General features: G+C 67.3%; 13 protein-coding genes and 1 pseudogene. 7 read left to right on the forward strand and 7 right to left on the reverse strand.

The window, feature by feature from the left end; translation table 11 throughout:
- Positions 1–1,758 (reverse strand): extracellular solute-binding protein, encoded by a 1,758-nt coding sequence (locus GJV80_RS01715; protein WP_154686434.1) that lies wholly within the window; start codon positions 1,756–1,758, stop codon positions 1–3.
- Between the two features lie 305 nt (positions 1,759–2,063).
- On the opposite strand from GJV80_RS01715, the gene GJV80_RS01720 reads away from it, so the two are divergent.
- Both GJV80_RS01720 and GJV80_RS01725 read left to right on the forward strand, forming a co-directional pair.
- Complete coding sequence (locus GJV80_RS01720) at positions 2,064–2,792, forward strand: FadR/GntR family transcriptional regulator (RefSeq protein ID WP_154686435.1); 729 nt, start codon at positions 2,064–2,066, stop codon at positions 2,790–2,792.
- Positions 2,793–2,863: 71 nt separating this feature from the next.
- Entirely contained in the window at positions 2,864–3,691 is an 828-nt protein-coding gene (locus GJV80_RS01725; RefSeq protein WP_230208026.1) for a phytanoyl-CoA dioxygenase family protein, read from the forward strand.
- A gap of 23 nt (positions 3,692–3,714) precedes the next feature.
- Here GJV80_RS01725 and GJV80_RS01730 read toward each other — a convergent pair whose 3' ends face one another.
- The 4 genes from GJV80_RS01730 to GJV80_RS01745 are packed head-to-tail and all read right to left on the reverse strand — an operon-like array spanning position 3,715 to position 7,470.
- Positions 3,715–4,350, reverse strand: coding sequence for an NAD(P)-dependent oxidoreductase (locus tag GJV80_RS01730; protein WP_154686436.1), 636 nt, complete (start codon positions 4,348–4,350; stop codon positions 3,715–3,717).
- Between the two features lie 18 nt (positions 4,351–4,368).
- The gene (locus tag GJV80_RS01735; RefSeq protein WP_154686437.1) at positions 4,369–5,391 is read right to left on the reverse strand and encodes an LLM class flavin-dependent oxidoreductase; all 1,023 of its coding nucleotides are present in this window, start codon (positions 5,389–5,391) and stop codon (positions 4,369–4,371) included.
- A gap of 28 nt (positions 5,392–5,419) precedes the next feature.
- A complete protein-coding gene (locus tag GJV80_RS01740; RefSeq protein WP_154686438.1) occupies positions 5,420–6,430 on the reverse strand; it encodes an endonuclease/exonuclease/phosphatase family protein in 1,011 nt (336 codons plus the stop codon).
- Positions 6,427–7,470, reverse strand: a complete 1,044-nt coding sequence (locus tag GJV80_RS01745; protein ID WP_154686439.1) for a GNAT family N-acetyltransferase — start codon at positions 7,468–7,470, stop codon at positions 6,427–6,429. The genes GJV80_RS01740 and GJV80_RS01745 overlap by 4 nt, the downstream gene beginning before the upstream one ends.
- A 240-nt stretch (positions 7,471–7,710) precedes the next feature.
- Between GJV80_RS01745 and GJV80_RS01750 the strand changes: the two genes are divergently transcribed.
- Positions 7,711–8,721 carry a ComEA family DNA-binding protein gene (locus tag GJV80_RS01750; protein WP_154686440.1) on the forward strand — a complete coding sequence of 337 codons (1,011 nt, stop codon included), beginning with the start codon at positions 7,711–7,713 and terminating at the stop codon, positions 8,719–8,721.
- A complete protein-coding gene (locus GJV80_RS01755; protein ID WP_154686441.1) occupies positions 8,721–11,081 on the forward strand; it encodes a ComEC/Rec2 family competence protein in 2,361 nt (786 codons plus the stop codon). The genes GJV80_RS01750 and GJV80_RS01755 overlap by 1 nt, the downstream gene beginning before the upstream one ends.
- 36 nt (positions 11,082–11,117) lie before the next feature.
- On the opposite strand, the gene GJV80_RS01760 is transcribed toward GJV80_RS01755, so the two are convergent.
- Positions 11,118–12,014, reverse strand: coding sequence for a dihydrodipicolinate synthase family protein (locus tag GJV80_RS01760; RefSeq protein WP_195909116.1), 897 nt, complete (start codon positions 12,012–12,014; stop codon positions 11,118–11,120).
- 79 nt (positions 12,015–12,093) lie between these two features.
- On the opposite strand from GJV80_RS01760, the gene GJV80_RS01765 reads away from it, so the two are divergent.
- The 3 genes and pseudogenes from GJV80_RS01765 to GJV80_RS24850 all read left to right on the forward strand — a co-directional run.
- A complete protein-coding gene (locus tag GJV80_RS01765; RefSeq protein WP_230208027.1) occupies positions 12,094–13,752 on the forward strand; it encodes a fumarylacetoacetate hydrolase family protein in 1,659 nt (552 codons plus the stop codon).
- A 101-nt stretch (positions 13,753–13,853) separates the two neighbouring features.
- On the forward strand, positions 13,854–15,320 hold the full coding sequence (locus GJV80_RS01770) for an aldehyde dehydrogenase (NADP(+)) (RefSeq protein WP_154686443.1): 1,467 nt from the start codon (positions 13,854–13,856) through the stop codon (positions 15,318–15,320).
- 41 nt (positions 15,321–15,361) lie between these two features.
- Positions 15,362–15,655 (forward strand): annotated as a pseudogene (locus tag GJV80_RS24850) (Gfo/Idh/MocA family oxidoreductase); the annotation flags it as partial.
- A gap of 225 nt (positions 15,656–15,880) precedes the next feature.
- Here the strand turns inward: GJV80_RS24850 and GJV80_RS24855 are convergent.
- Entirely contained in the window at positions 15,881–17,044 is a 1,164-nt protein-coding gene (locus tag GJV80_RS24855) for a TetR/AcrR family transcriptional regulator (protein WP_370518876.1), read from the reverse strand.
- Between the last annotated feature and the right edge of the window lie 42 nt (positions 17,045–17,086).

Genomic DNA, 17,086 nt, shown 5'->3' on the forward strand with positions numbered 1-17,086 from the left:
TCACTTGGGCCTAGTGTCGTACGCCTTCTGGTAGACGTCGAGATAAGTCTGCAGATTCATCGCAGCAAAGGAATCGACGTAGGCCTTCCAGTCGGCGTCGCTCTCGATGTCCTTCTTCCCCAGCGCGAAGTTCGACATGCCCTGTTTCACCGCCTGCGAGATCGAGGTCGCGGTGTCGGCGACCTGCGATGCCGAGTCGTCAGGAATGATCACCGGCGGAAGCTGCATCTCCTTGGGCTCGGCGTACTTCTCGTAGTCCTTACCCGCGGAATACAGTCCGGCCTCGTACGTCGGGGCCTTGGGATCTACCTGCTGGCCGCCGCGGTAGTCGAGCGACCGGTACATCGTCGCGTACTGGTTCCACGACTGGCCGGCCGGTGCCGGCCACTGGATGTCCCGCCACAACGCCTGCTCGCCGTCGATGCCGTCGGCGCCGTCGTCACCCCAGAACCAGTTCTTCTCGGCGATGCCGTCGTACATCCACATGATCGATTCCAGGTCCATCTGGTAGTCCGACCACTGGACCAATGTCCCCGGATCCTTGCAGGCGCTGGTGATCTGCAGGCCGTTGGTGCTGAAACCGTAGTAGTCCCACTGCGCGGTCTGATTGCCGCTCGGTCCCTTCAGCGGCGGAACGGCGACGTAGTCGCGCCACGGGGCGTTCTTGTCCAGCGTGACCGGGTTGAAGAAGGAGCCCCACCAGTACACCCGGGCGAAGCCGACCTGACCCTTGTTGCCCGCGGTCTGCAGCTCGGTGTCGGACATGGAGAAGTTCTGCGAGGTGAGCGTGCCGTCCTTGTTCAGCTGCCGCAGATAGCGCAGCGCCTCACGCCATTCGTCCTTCGACGGCGTGAACTCGACCTTGCCGCTGTTCAGCCGCATCCAGCCACCGTTCTGGTCACCCGGTGGGGAGTAGAGGAACGGCTGCATCATGAAGTTGTCCAGCGGGTTGTTCACGCCGGAGGCGAACGGTACGAAGCCGTTCTTCCCCGAGGGGTTCTTGTTCTTGAACTCCAGCAACACCTGGCGCAGCTCGTCGGTGCTTCCCGGCACGTCCATGCCGATCGACTGGAGGTACTTCTTGTTGATCCACGCGCGGCCCTGGCTGCTGCGGCAGTGGTAGCAGTCGTTCACGCCCGGCATCTGGTACATCTTGCCGTCGGTGCTGGCCTTCAGACTGCGAAGGTCCGGATAGTCCTTCATCGTCTGCTGGGTGCGCGGAGAGTAGTGGGAGATGTAGTCGTCGAGAGCGATGAAGGTGCCCTGCTGGCCGTACAGAGAGATCTGCGCGGGCGTGAACGGGATGCCCATGAAGGCGTCGGGCAGGTCACCGCCTGACAACATCGCGTTGATCTTCGTCAGATCCGAGCCGCCGTTCGGATTGGTGATCAGCACCTCCTGGAACTGCACCTTGACCCCGGTCTGCTTCTCGAACCACTCGGTGGTCTTGTTCTTGTTCCAGTCACCGACCACCTGGGTGTCCTGCGGAACAACGATCTTGAATGTCGTCTTGCCGTCGGCGAACGGCTTCTTCACGGTCGCGTGCGGACCGATGTAACCGTCCTTGTACATCGGACCGTTCTCGATCTCGGGCCCCAACTTCACCGGAGCGCCCGTCGGCTTGTTCCCGCTGCTCCCCGGGGTCTTGGCGTCGGAGCTGCAGCCGCTCAGCAAACCGAGCCCGCCAACCGCACCAATGCCTGCGACACCGGCCCCAAGCAGTGATCGGCGGGAGATCCGAGATGGTCCTCCGGTCATGGTTCTCTCTCCTCATCGAGTGGATCGTCCGACGACAATCGTCACCAGAGATGATCCGATGAATCCGCCGGTTCCGCAAGTGAGGTCGGGCAACTTTCTACAACGATCCGGGCCGTGTCCGGACCGTAATGTTTCGGTAGCACGTAGGTGAGAAGCCGGATAGTCCCTTGTCCGATGGCGATTCGAGGCAGTCGGTCGGTTCTCAGACCAAGGCCGGACGGCTGGACAGGTGACGTCTGCGCTGGGATGATGGTAGTCCACAGAGGTCCTATGTTTAGGGGTTTCCTCGATCGGAGTTGCTGCGAATGGCCTTGTCGTCGACGACGCTGACCGACTCCGCGATCTCCGAACTCAAGCAGATGATCGTGAGCGGCGAGCTGGTCCCCGGGCAGCGACTGCCCCGGGAGGCCGATCTGGCCGAGAGGCTCGGGCTGTCCCGCAACTCGCTGCGCGAGGCGGTCAAGGGGCTCTCGCTGGTCGGTGTGCTCGACGTCCGGCAGGGCGACGGGACCTATGTCGCGAGTCTGGATTCGGAGTCGCTGATCGGCCGGATCGGCTTCGTCGTCGATTTCCATCGAGACGACGAGGTGCTGCACTACCTGCAGGTACGACGCATTCTCGAGCCGGCTGCCAGCGCCATCGCCAGTCTGCGCCTGACCGACGCGGAGATCGACGCGTTGGACCAGCACCTTGATCAACTCGACCCCCGGCCCTGTGTCGAGGACCTGGTCGCTTCGGACCTGGAGTTCCACCGCATGATCGTCGCCGGCTCGCAGAACCCGGTGTTGATCTCGCTGTTGGACAGCCTGGCCGGACCGATTCAACGCGCCAGGCTGTGGCGCGGCAGTACGGAGGAGAACGCGCTCTCCCGCACGACCGATGAACACCGCGCCATCGTCCGAGCCCTGCGGGCACGCGTGCCCGAGGTGGTCAGCGCGGCGGTGACCACCCACATCTTCGGCGTCGAGCACTGGCTGCTGTTCGCCCCGCCCGACATCCGACGGCGGACCAGCCCGACACCGGAGCCCGCGTGATCATGATGCCCTGCGGTGCGGGATAGGATCGTCGACGCCGAAAGTCGACGTCGACGACCAGGAGTACTGGTGTGTCCAGCACAACGAGCCGGTCTACAACACACCCCGGGCTTGACGCAGCTGCCCTGCGGGCCTGGGATCGCGACGGCTACCACGTCCAACGCAACCTCTTCAGCATGACCGAGGTGTCGGCCGTCCGGGCGCGATTCGACAGGATCGCCGCACGCGGCGAGCCGATCCCGGGCCACTGGGCGCCGCAGGCAGACAGCGATGACGTCCTGGGACGATTTCCGCGGGTGATGCATCCGCACGACTTCGACGCCGAGAGCAAGGCTCTGCTGCTCGATCCGCGGGTGCACCGGATCCTCGTCCAGCTGATGGGCGATGAGGTGCTGGCCTGCCAGACGATGTACTACTTCAAACCGCCGGGCGCCCGCGGGCAGGCGTTCCATCAGGACAACTACTACCTGTTGGTGCAGCCCTACACCTGCATCGCGGCGTGGCTCGCGGTGGATCGTTCCTGGCCGGAGAACGGCGGGCTGATGGTCACTCCGGGCACCCATCGGGCGGAACTTGAGTGCCCGGAATCGGCCGATCCGACGCAGAGTTTCACCGACGACTATGTCGCTCCTCCGACCGAACCGATCGGACTCGATCTTGCTCCCGGCGACGTGTTGTTCTTCACCGGTTCGGTGATCCACGGTTCCGGTCCGAACACCACAGACGACAGCTGGCGACGATCGTTCATCAGCCACTACCTACCGTCGGCAGCGACGCACATCGGCGGCTGGTATCTACCGCACATGTACGACTTCGACGGGCGCCCGGTGACCCGCGACACCACAGCGTGGGGCGGCCCCTGTGGCGAGGACAGCCCGAAGTTCCGCGGCTTCCACTAGAAACGTCAGGTGCCCGGCGGGGATCAGTACGCGACCGAGAGGTGCTCGCGATGGTGCTCGCCGCCGTCGACCACGTCCATGATCGCCAGCGCGAAGTCGGTGCCTGAGATCTCCGATCCGCCGTCCTCGGTGAACAAGGCGACCTCACCACCGATCCGGTACCTGCCGGTCGACTCGCCCGGAGCGAAACTGCCGTAACCGCCGGCCGGGCTGATGAACAGCCAGTCCAGCTGGGCCGGCGCCTCGGTGTTGAGCCAATCCCGGACGGCCTCCATCTCCAGTGCTTCGGCTCGGAACTGCTCGGGCACGTCGCCCTCGGCGAATCGCGGCTGGTCGGGTGCCGGCCGCAACGAGGAGAATCCGCCGATCACCACGAATCCGGCTCCGTCGGCGACTGCTGCACCGGCGTAGTCCCGGTAGAGCCCAAACACCCGTCCCTCGAGGTCACCGCGGGGTGACAGGGCGGCGATCACCAGGTCGGCGCCGTCGATGATCCGTGCCGCGTTCGCGGCGTCCCCAGTCTCGTACCTGACACCTTCGACCGGCGCGTTCGGCCGATGCCGGCTCCAGGAGACGACGGTGTGCCCGCGGCCGGCCGCCTCACGGGCCAGGTTGCCTCCGGTGTAGCCGGTACCTCCGATGATGGCAATGGTCGACATGAGCTGGCTCCTTTCAGGTCAGCGCCAGCCGAGCGCCGGCGCAACCTCGGTCAGGATGGCGGAGAGCAGGTGGGCGTTGTAATCGACGCCGAGCTGGTTGGGCACGGTCAGCAGCAGGGTGTCGGCAGCGGCGATGGCTTCGTCCCCGGCCAGCTGCTCGACAAGAACATCAGGCTCGGCGGTGAACGACCGGCCGAAGACCGCCCGGGTCTTGTCGTCGATCCAACCCGTCTGATCCTGATCATTGCGCTCGGCGCCGAAGTAGCGGCGATCCGCCTCGGTCACCAGCGGAATGATCGAGCGGCTCACCGACACTCTCGGCTCACCTTGGTGACCAGCCTCCTGCCAGGCTGTCCGATACGCCTCGATCTGCTTACGTTGCTGGACGTGCAGCGGTTCTCCGGTCTCGTCGTTCTTCAGCGTCGAGCTCTGCAGGTTCATCCCCAGCCCGGCCGCCCAGCGCGCTGTGCTGTCCGATCCGGCACCCCACCAGATCCGGTTCCGGAGTCCTTCGCTGTACGGCTCGATCCGCAGTAGGCCGGGAGGATTGGCGAACATCGGGCGCGGATTGGGTTCGGCGAAGCCCTCGCCCTTGAGCACCTCCAGGAACACCTCGGTGTGCCGGCGGGCCATCTCCTGGTCGGTACCACCCTCGGTCGGCTGATAGCCGAAGTAGCGCCAACCGTCGACGACCTGTTCGGGCGACCCGCGGCTGATGCCCAGCTGCAACCGCCCACCGGAGATCAGGTCGGCAGCGCCGGCGGTCTCGGCCAGGTACAGCGGATTCTCATACCGCATGTCGATCACGCCGGTGCCGATCTCGATCCTCGACGTGCGGGCCGCGATCGCCGACAGCAACGGGAAGGGCGAGGCAAGTTGCCGCGCGAAGTGATGGACCCGGAAGTAGGCGCCGTCCGCACCGAGTTCCTCGGCCGCGACCGCCAGTTCCACCGACTGCAACAGTGCGTCCGCCGCGGTTCGCGTCTGCGAGTACGGCGACGGCGTCCAATGCCCGAAGGACAGGAATCCGATGCTCTTCACAACCCGTTCCAACGCGGGTGGCGGCGAATCATTCCCGGCTTCCGGCGAGTTGCGCGACCAAACCGAGATGGTCGGTGCCGGCCACCCGGAAGGTCTTGATCGACAGCGCCGTGAGTCGCCGGTTGACCAGCACGTGATCGATCTCGATCAAGGGCGGCATGACCCGATGGTCTGCCGGGTAGGTCGGCATCCATCCGGCGCCGGTGATGTCGGTTGCCGAGATGAAGCCGTGTCGGGCCATGGCACGCATCGGTCCATGATCATCGGTGGCATTGAAATCACCGGCGATCACCTCGGGCCCGGTGTCGAGCGCCTCGGCCCGCTGCAGCAGTTCGGCATGTTCCACGCGCCACCGGCTCCCGCCACACAAGGGATTGCACGGGTGAGCGGCGATCACGTTGAGCTTGCCGGTACCGGGAAGGGTCGTCGAGGCGCTCCACTGTTGGTTGGTCGACGGCAACGGCCGACCACCGGTCAGCGGATAACGGGACAGGATCAGGGACTGGTTGCCGGTGAGGATCCGGTTCGGAACCGAGTAGGGGAAGCGTGCACCGAGCCGGGAGCGGACGGCGTCGAAGGCGGTCGGTGTGACTTCGACCAGTACGACGATGTCGGCATTCTCCGCCTGTGAACGGATCTGGTCGACGTCGGCTGCTCCCCATTTCATGTTCAGGCTGATCACCGTGAACGGTCGACCCGTCACCGGTCGAGGGCTGGCCACGAACTGTGGCCCGATCCAGATGACCTGCATGATCAGCAACCATGCGCTGATCATGGTCAGCACGGCGGTCGGCGCCCGCCGCCTGGCGCGGAGGAGGGCGATTCCGAAACAGAGCAACGAGATCAGCGCGGCGATCAGGCCGTACGGGATGAAGGAGGCGGTCAGCGCGCTGGCGTCATCGGTCGGCGGGACCAGGTAGAGGAATGCCGCGGTCAGTGCCGGGAACAGGGTGAGCAGGCCGAGGCCGAACCACAATGCCTGGAAGCGTCGGGGTTCCGGAGCCGTCCAGATCCGCGGCGCGTGATCATCGGTCGTCATCGGCCTCGCCGGGCGACGTGTGGATTGCGGCGGAGCATCTTGATCTCGGGCGGATAGGGCGGGAACTCCGCCGTGTGTGACTCACCCGATTCGGTCCACCCTGCTGCGATGTAGAACGCCCGCGCCGTGTCGTTGTCCTTGAGCACCCACAGCCCGATCTCCCCGGTCTCCAGATCGGCGAACAGATCGTCCTCCGCGGCCCTCAGCAGGGTGGTACCGACACCCCTGCGCTGGAAGGCGGCGGCCACCCCGAGATGGTGGACGACCTGTTGGCCATAGCAGGCGTACCCGGCCGGTTCGCCGGCCACCTCGGCGATCAGGGTCAGCCTGGCACGGTCGTTGAGGACCTCGCTCCATCGCCGACGGACCTCGTCGGTCGGGTAGGGATGGTCCGCGGGCGGGAAGATGTGGCCCAGCGTGGCCAGGCTTGCGGAACGTTCCAGTTCGGTCAACAACTGCTCCTCACCGGCCCGCGCGAACCGGAGGCGTATCGGATCGTCTGCTCCCTCGGTCTGCGGTTCGGGCAGGCGGTAGCTCTCCCAGGCGTTCTGCAGCTCCTCGCAGATCCGACCGGCCCTGGTCGGCCGGCCGGAGCGGACGGCCGCCAGGGGCAGCTGTACGCACCAGGCCTCCGCCTGCCGGTCAGCGGTACCGACCAGCAGTCCGTCGCGGCCCGGTCTGATGATCGTGATGTCGGCCAGGTCGAAGCGGTGGCGGCGGAACGGGTTGACGATCCTGATCTCGTCGCCGGACAGGGTCAGCCGCGGATGGATGCCGAGACGCCAGCCGAAGAAGAGCACGACGACGGCCAGCGAGGAGATGATCGCCAGCACTGGTAGCTGTCGGCCGCCGAATGCGGTGACGCCTGTTGCCAGGCCGATGACTGCCGCCGCGGGGATCGCCAGACCGACGACCAACATCAGGCAGGACACCAGGACCAGCGTGCCGCGCGAAGTCCGCCACGTCCGGGCGGGCGGCACGATGTCGCGTGACGCGGCATGTCGGAACGGAATCGCCTCTGCCGGCTTGGTCGCTGTCATCTCGAACCCGATCTTCTCTGGCACCGGTCGGTCGACGGTGAGCGGCACGCCGTGGCGTCGCCGACAGCGCGTGTCAACGCTACCGTCTGACGAGTCCGCGCACCGGCGATCGGAGAGTTCCGGGCCGGACGGACGGAGGTTGCCGGTGGTTATCCCCAGCTCCGGCGGGGTCTCGAAGCGTTGTCCACAGTCTCGGTCCTTGGGTGAATCACAGCGTCTCCCTGTTCTTAGTGTTCGGGTGTGCCGGGGACGAGCCGATCAGACGAGACGGGCGGGGAGATCGATCAGCGGCTTGCTCGACTGCTGGATTCCTGGCCGCGACACGCCAGTTCCGGAGTTGCCGCCGGAGTAGACGCCGGAGTTGGTGCCGCCGAGCCGGAGGAGTTCAGCCGCTCGATCCAGGACGAGGTCGCCGACTGGCTTCAGGAGGCCTCACCGATCCGGCCGGAGGTGCGGCTCGCCGCGGACGACCGGGAGCGTCCGGTAACCGGGTGGGTAGCACGGCTCCGTGAACGGTACGGCGGCGGCCCGGTGTTCGGCCGTCCGCAGTTGGCGGTGGTGTTGGCGATCCTCGTGCTCGGCTTCTGTCTCGCCGGTTGGTCGGTGTTGCGCGCCCGGCCGGTGCCGCTGCCGCCAGGGTCGACCGACGGCCGGGCGGCAGCATCCGGTGTGCCGACGAGCCACCCGTCGGGGACCACCCCGAGGCCGCGGAGCACCGGCGTGCCGTCCGGCGACCCGAGTCCGGCGGCCGAGAGCACATCGGCGGAACCGATGATCGAGGTGCACGTGCTCGGCGCCGTCCGAGACCCCGGAGTGGTGAACCTGCTAGCGGGTGCCCGGGTGCAGGATGCGGTTGACCGGGCCGGCGGCCTCAGGAAGTCGGCGGCGCTGGGCGACCTCAATCTCGCCCAGCCATTGGCCGATGGACAGCAGGTCTTCATCGCCCGTCACACCGGGCACAGCGAAGTACGCGACCCGGTGGCGGTGCCACCGAACGGCACGGGTGGCACCGCGGGGCCGTCGGCCCGGCCGGGGACCGCCGGATCCTCGGCGGCGGGCCCGGTGATCAACCTGAACACCGCGACAGCTGATCAACTCGATCAACTCCCCGGAGTCGGTCCGGTGACCGCGCAGAAGATCATCGACTGGCGCACCAACCACGGCCGGTTCGTGTCCATCGAGGAGCTGCAGGAGGTGGACGGGATCGGACCCAAGACCTACGCCGATCTCGCGCCGATGGTGACCGTCTGATGACCGGCGCGCTCACCGAACGGGGGACCGGCGAGCCGGCCGCTGTTGATCTTCGGCTGGCGCCGGTTGCGGCGGCGGGATGGCTCGGTGCCTGGCTCGGCACCGGCGGACGCTTCTGGTTGCTGCTGGTCGGTGCCGCCGGGCTGTTGTTGTTGATCACGCCGGCAATCGTCCGCCGGTCCTGGTGGGCGGCTGCAACGGCTGCGATGCTGGCCGGCACGCTGATCATCGGCTGGGCGCACCTGGAGGCGTTACAGCGTTCGTCGGTCGGCAGGCTGGCCGGCAGCGGAGCCGTCGTCAGGGCGGAGGTACGGCTGACCGGTGACCCGAGGATCAGGCCGGCCCAGGGGATCCGCCCTGCCTTCCTGACCGTGCGCGCGGACGTCGTGTGGATCAGCGGACGCGGGCAGACCTGGCGGGAGCGGGCACCGGTGCTGGTCACCGCAAGCGCCGATCAGCTGCCCGCGTGGCGACGCTTCATCGCAGGGAACCGGGTGCGGACCGGCCTCCGGCTGCAGCCGCCCGACCCGGGATCCGACATCGCGGCGATCGCTCGTGTCCGGGCGGCGCCGGTAGTCACCGGCCGACCGGGACCGGCGGACCGGGCGGTGGAGAGGGTTCGATCCGGTCTCCGCGGCGCAGTGGCGCGCGGTTCACCGGAGGCGAGGGCGCTGGTGCCGTCGCTCGTGCTGGGCGACACCTCAGCGATCACCGACGCGATCACCGAGGACTTCCTCAGCACCGGGCTGACCCACCTGACCGCGGTCTCCGGCGCCAACCTCGCTCTGATGCTGGCATTCCTGGTGGTGCTGTCCCGATGGATCGGTGTCCGCGGGTGGTGGCTGCGGCTGGTCGGACTGGCCGGCGTGATCATGTTCGTGGCGCTCTGCCGGGCGGAGCCGTCGGTGCTCAGGGCCGCCGCGATGGGGCTGGTGTCACTTGCGGCTCTGGGGATGTCCGGACGGTCGACCGGGATGCGCGGCCTGTTCGTAGCGATGATCATGCTGCTGGTCGGTGATCCGTGGCTGGGCCGTTCGCCGGGTTTCGCGCTGTCCGTCCTGGCCAGCGGTGGAATCGTCTGGTGGGCAAGGCGTTGGGCCGCGGCACTGCAGACCTGGCTGCCCCGGGTGATCGCCGAGTCGATCGCGGTTCCGCTGTCGGCCCACCTGGCCACCCTGCCCGTGGCAACCGCCATGTCCGGTCAGGTGAGCATGGTCGGCATCGTCACCAATGCCCTGGCCGGACCGTTCGTCGGACCGGCGACGATCCTCGGCTTCAGCGCCGCAGGGTTGTCCCAGATCAGCCCGTTCCTGGCCGGGCTCGTCGGTCGGCTGGCGTGTTGGTCGGCCCAGCCGGTGTTGTGGATCGCACACATCGGAGCAGCACTTCCCGGGGCGATCTGGATCTGGCCGGCCGGCGTTGTATCGCTCGGGCTCTTGTCGACGATCTGTCTGACGCTGGCTTCGGCGATGCCGCAGGTGCTTCGACGGCCATGGCTGGCCGGCGGGCTGTCGCTGCTGATGATCATCGGCATCATCCGCGCACCGGTGCAGCCGGGGTGGCCGCCGAAGGACTGGCTGCTGATCGTCTGTGATGTCGGTCAGGGAGACGGCATGGCGGTCAACACCGGGCCCGGCCAGGCGATCGTGATCGACTCGGGTCCGGAGCCCAAGCCGATGCGCACCTGCCTGGACCAGCTGGATGTGCGCACGGTGCCGCTGTTGATCTTCACCCATTTCCATGCCGATCACGTCGGCGGCCTGTCCGGAGTGCTGGCCGGCCGGCGGGTGAACCGGATCTGGGTGTCGCCGTACGCCTCACCGCCCGGCGGTGCCGAAGACGTCAGCAGGGCCGCCGCGCGTCTGCAGATCCCGATCGCCGTGCCGACGGTCGGCACCGAGGCGCAGGTCGGGCCGGCGGCACTTCGTGTGGTCGGGCCGATCGATCGGCGGCCGAACCCGCTGGTCATCGAGGACGGCCGGTCGTCGATGGAGAACAACCTGAGTATCGCGACCATGATCACGATCGACGGCGAGCGTCTGCTGCTGACCGGTGACGTCGAGCCGGAGGAACAGCGACGGATCGTCGCGTCCGGCATGGATCTGGATGCCGACGTGCTCAAGGTGCCCCACCACGGTTCGTCACGCCAGGACGCGGAGTTCATCGCGGCGACGCATGCCCGGGTCGCGATCGCCAGCGCCGGGGTGCACAACGACTACGGGCATCCAGCCGCCAAGACGGTGCGACTGCTGCGATCCGACGGCATGACCACGCTGTGCACCTGTTGGACCGGCTCGGTCGCTGTGATCAGAGAGGGCGCGGGGATCGGGGTGGTCACTCAGCACCGGGTGCGGCAGTGACCCTCCCGTCGATCTCCGACATCCTGCGGGACACAGTCACCGCGGTACGCCGAGTTCGGCCAGTCTTGCCGCGAGCGTCTCGTGTTGTCCCACGTCGAGGCCGACGGCCGGCGGAACCATGTCGGCCGCGCAGACGCCCGCCCAGGCGAGCGCCGCCTTCCAGCCCGACGGTGGGGGACCGACCCGGCAGGCCATCACCACCTGATAGAGCTGCTGCTGCACCCGGCGGGCTCGAGCAAGATCACCCGACGCGGTCGCATCGTAGATCTCCCGGCCGAGACCTGGAACGAGGTTGGCGCTCGCTGCGATCGTGCCGACGGCACCCAGGGTCAACGATGCGAGCAACATGGAGTCACTGCCGGTCAGCACGGCGAGGTCGGCTCCCGCTGTGGCATAGAGCACGGATTCCAGGTACTCGAAGTCCCGGCTGCTGTCCTTGATGCCGACGATGCCGGGCAGGCCGGCCAGCTCGCCGACCGCTGCCGGCGGCAACATGATCTTGGTCATCGACGGGATGTTGTAGAGGATGATCGGCAGCGCGGCAGCCGAACTCACCGCTGTGAACCAGGCGACGACGCCGTGGGCGGGAATCGGATAGTAGGACGGCGGTGCCAGCAGCACAGCGTCCGCTCCGGCGTCGGCGAGGTCGCCGATCTCGGCGACCGCATCGTCGACGGTCATGGCCGAAGCGCCCGGAACCAGGAGTCGGTCCGGTCCGACGATCTCGCGGATCAGCCGGGTCACGTCGGATCGTTGTGCCCGGGTCAGCCGCGGGCCCTCACCGGTCGAACCGGTCGGGCAGATCGCGTCGACCCCGCCCTCGGTGACCCGCGACAGCAGCCGTTCCATCGCCGACCTGTCAAGATCACCTTCGACGCCGACCGGAGTCGCCAGTGCGACGTGTACCCCGTGCAGGTCGTTGTGGGTCACCATTCGGCGAACCGTCCGTCTCTGTTCCGGTGTCATCATGTCCTTCCGCGATCGTCGTTGGACCCGGCGTGCTGAATGATGCATGATCAGATTACCGGCTGACGAGAATGTGATCACTGGGCATGGGTCTCAACGAGACTGTTGTTCCGTTGTCCACCGGTTCCGTACGGTCGACGGATCGTCCCGACCGGACCTGCCGATCGACGGCTATCTGGACGGCGAGCTCGTGCTTTCCCGTAGCTTCGCCGCAGATCCGGCCGGCGACCGGCTGCTGATGCGCGCCGACGACGACACCGTGCTGGCCGACGGCGTGGACGCGACCCGGATCGAATTCCGCGCCGTGGACCGGTTCGGTGCGCCGCGGCCGTATGTCGACGGCGACGTTCGCCTGCAGGTGGACGGGCCGGTCGACCTGATCGGAGACCACGGTTGCGATCCCGGCCGGAGAATGATCATCCCGACACCCAACGCGACCCGCGAAACGCCGCTGGAGCGCGGGACCGTACGCTCGAACCACCCATCCGGTGTGCTCACGACGGAGACCGAGGAGTTGATCACCATGAGCCGGTTGTGTGATCCGGCCGACCTGCTGCCGACCGACAGCGCCGACGCAACGCTCGTCGGTCGCGTCCACGACCCTGCCGAGAACGGTCCGGCAGTCGTCGCTGTCCGAGGCGACCAGCTCGTCGACCTCAGCCACCTCGCGCCGACGACCAGCGAGCTGCTCGACCTGCCCGATCGAGTTGATCTTGTCCGTTCCTCGGAGCCGCGGAAGAGCTGGCCGTTGTCGGACGTCCTTGCCGCCACCGTCGATGAGGCGTCCGATTCCGGCGCGGTACGGCTGTTGAGCCCGATCGACCTGCAGGTGATCAAGGCGGCAGGCGTCACCTTCGCCAAGAGCATGATCGAACGAGTGATCGAGGAACGGGCCAAGGGCGACTACACCCGCGCCGAAGCGATCCGGACGCAGATCAACGACGCGATCGGCGGCACCATCGCGGGCCTTCGACCGGGATCCCCGGAGGCCGAACGGGTGAAGTCGATCTTGATCTCCGAGGGGCTGTGGTCACAGTATCTCGAGGTCGGCATCGGCCCGGATCCGGAGATCTTCACCAAGGCTCCGGTGTTGAGCTCGGTTGGTGCGGGCGCCTCGATCGGGGTGCTGGCCAGGTCGACCTGGAACAATCCCGAACCCGAGGTCGTGCTGGCCGTGACCAGTGCCGGTGGCCTGGTCGGCGCCACGCTGGGCAATGATGTCAACCTGCGTGATTTCGAGGGGCGCAGCGCACTGCTGCTGACTGAGGCCAAGGACAACAACGCCTCCTGCGCCATCGGCCCGTTCATCCGGCTCTTCGATGAGCGGTTCACCGTCGAGGACGTCCGCACCCTGGTCGTCGATCTGAAGGTCACCGGCGCGGACGACGACTACACGCTGTCCGAGCAGAGCTCGATGAGCGAGATGAGCCGACCCCTGGAGGAACTCGTCGATCATGCGATCGGTGATCATCACCAGTACCCCGACGGCTTCGTACTCTTCACCGGGACGCTGTTCGCACCGACCCAGGACCGGGATACCGCGGGCATGGGATTCACCCACCATCACGGTGATGTCGTCTCGATCGGCACCGATCGACTCGGAATGCTGATCAATCGCGTGTCCACCGCCGAGGACGCACCGGACTGGACCTTCGGAATCCGGGCGCTCATCGCCAATCTCGCCGGCCGCCGCCTTCTCGGCTGAGCGATACCCCCGAATCGTCGCGGGTACGGCACACGGGACAGAATCGAAGCCGCAGCAAGATGAACCAGCCATGACCGACCACGCAGAGGAGCGGAACTCCGATGAGCCAGGCAACCGTGCCCGACACGACGGTAGGCGAACTCAACCATCGCGCGGAGGCCGCACATCAGGCGTATCTGGCAGCGCGTGACGTCCCGCCGAACGAGCGCAAGAGCTGGCTGTACGCGATCGCGGACGGTCTGGACGCGAACTCGCTGGAACTGATCGACCTCGCCGACCAGGAATCCCATCTCGGCGGGACCCGGCTGGCCGGCGAACTGAAACGCACCAGCTTCCAGCTGCGGCTGCTGGCCGACGAAGCGGCCTCCGGCGAACCGCTGCAGTTGGTCATCGACCATGCCGACCCCGACTGGGGGATGGGTCCGCGCCCCGACATCCGCCGGATGAATGTGCCATTCGGCGTCGTTGGCGTCTTCGGCGCGTCGAATTTCCCCTTCGCCTTCTCCGTCATCGGCGGCGACTCGGCGGCTGCCCTGGCAGCCGGCTGCAGCGTGGTGCACAAGGCCCACGAGGCGCACCCCCGGCTCGCGGTCCGTACCGCCGAGATCGTCATCTCGGCTCTGGACGGGGCCGGTGCGCCAGCGGGCCTGTTCAGTCTGGTCACCGGCGTCGACGCCGGCGCGGAACTGGTCCAGCACCCACTGGTGCAGGCTGTCGGCTTCACCGGTTCGACGCGCGGCGGACGGGCGCTGTTCAACATGATCGCCGACCGACCGGAGCCGATCCCGTTCTACGGCGAACTCGGCAGCACCAACCCCGTGTTCGTCGCCCCGGTGGCCTGGCGGCAACGGCCTGCCGAGATCATCAGCGGTTACCTCGGATCGGCTGCAATGGGAGTCGGCCAGTTCTGCACCAAACCGGGACTGTTGATCGTGCCGGCCGGGGCCGACCTGCCGGCACTGCTGGCCGGCGCCGATGTCGGCCGACGTCTGGGACAGATGCTCACCCAACGACTCGAGGACGGCTTCCTCACTGCACTGCAGGAGATGAGGGAACGCCACGGCATCAGCACCCTGGCCGGTGGTGCCGGCACCGACGAGCTGACCGTGCTGAGCACAACGGCGGAGAATGTGCTGGCCGAACCGGAGATCCTGCAGCAGGAGATGTTCGGCCCGGCGACGTTGATCATCGAGTACAGCAGGGACGGTGCGCTGGTCGATCTTGCCGAGGCGCTGGACGGCCAACTGACCGCGACGCTGCAGGCCGATGATGACGACGATGTCGACGGGTTGGTCCGGGTGCTCAACCGCAAGGCCGGCCGGCTTCTTTGGAACGGTTGGCCGACCGGTGTCACGGTCAGCTACGGCCAACAGCACGGCGGTCCGTACCCGGCGTCCACCGCATCGGCGACGACCTCGGTCGGCACCGCCGCGATCCAGCGGTTCCTGCGACCGGTCGCCTACCAGGACTTCCCCCAGCAGCGGCTGCCCGCCTTCCTGCGCGACGACAATCCGCCGCCGGGGCTGCGTCGCCGGGTGGACGGTGTCTGGACCGAGACGGGTCTGTGAGCCGACCGGCCGGGGGCCGTGCACCGGTCACGGTCGGGGTCGTGGGCACGGGATGGCGTTCGGACTTCTTCCTCCGCATCGCCACCGCGCTGTCCGACCGCGTGCGATTGGTCGGACTCGCCACCCGCAGTCCGGAGAAGGGCGCGGTCGTCGAAGCGGCCTGGTCGATCCCGACGGTCGGTGACGTCGAGACGTTGATCGATCGGTTCCGGCCGGATTTCGTGGTCTGTTCGGTTCCCTGGGCGGTCACACCGGGAATCATCGAATCGGTTACCGGGCACGGGCTGCCGGTCCTGGCCGAGACGCCGCCGGCACCAGATCATGCAGGCCTGGTCCGGCTCTGGCAGGACCTCCCCGATCCCGGCCTCGTGCAGGTCGCCGAACAGTACCCGTACCTGCCGATCATGCAGGCCTATCGGGTGATGATCGACGCCGGGCTGCTCGGCTCGGTCACCTCGGCGCAGATCTCCTGGACCCAGCAGTATCACGCCGTCGCACTGTTACGCGCCCTGCTCGGCGACCCGCCCGGACCGGTCGTGGTCAATGCCGAGGCGTACGAATCACCGGTGACCGAAAGCCTGGGCCGGGACGGCTGGCCGGACCAGGAACGCACGAGCACGGTCCGGCAGGTGGTCGCCATGATCAACTTCGCCGGACGACTCGGGGTCTACGACTTCACCGACGATCAATGGTTCCATCCGCTGCTGGCGCGCCGGATCAACGTCCGCGGCAGTCACGGCGAGATCGTCGACCACCGGCTGACGCGGCTGTTCGACCCGCGAACCCCGCTCACCGAGACGCTGGCCAGACGACAGACCGGACTCGACGGCGATCTGGAAGGATTCGATCTCGACACCCTGTCGCTCGGCGGCCGAGTCTGGTATCGCAATCCCTACCAGGGAAAGAGATTCTCCGACGAGGACATCGCCATCGCAACGCTGTTGACCCGGATGGCCGAGTGGATCCGCGAGGACGGCCCGCCGCCCTACCCATTGGCCCGGGCGAGTCAGGATCATGCCATCGCACTGGCGATCAACGAGTCCGCGGCCACGGGTCGGCGCATCGAGGTCACCGCCGCCCGTGGCGGTGAACCCGTCGAACAACGTCAGCAGGTCCTCGACCAGCTGCGGCCCGAGTGGCGCGTGCCCGATCAACAGACGGTGATAGATCGGAGCGAAGAGCAGATCGATCGCCGCCTCCACGTCAAGATCATCGCGGATCTCCCCGCTGGTCATTCCGCGGCGCAGGATGTCGGCTGCGACGTCCCGCCGCGGCCGGTGCCAGTGTTCGCGGAGGTCCGTGGCCAGTTGCGGATCGGACACCGCGCCGGCGGTGACCGCCCGGATCGCGGCAGCCGTCGGCCCTTCCTCGGTGAACAGCTCGATCAAGGACCGCATCTGCTCGGCCAGCGCCTCCCGGGCCGACAGCCCCGGCTGGTGTTCGATACCGGCCCTGGACCGTTCCAGCAGCCCGTTTAGCAGGATCGCGCCGGGGGAGGGCCACCACTTGTACAGGGTGACCCTGCTGACACCGGCACGGGAGGCGATCGCTGACATCGACAGCGCGGGCAGACCGCCCTCGGCCGCCAACTGCACGGCCGCTTCCAGGATCGCGGTCCGGACCTGCTCGCTGCGTGGGCGCCCGGGTCGTCGCCGCTGCTGACCACGCTGCCGACCAAGCTGCTGAGCACCGCGCGGGCGGGTACTGGGCTGCTGCACAATCATTACTGAACAGAGCGTACACTATTATTGGATTCGAAGGTTCGG

Source organism: Microlunatus sp. Gsoil 973, assembly GCF_009707365.1.
GTDB lineage: Bacteria > Actinomycetota > Actinomycetes > Propionibacteriales > Propionibacteriaceae > Microlunatus.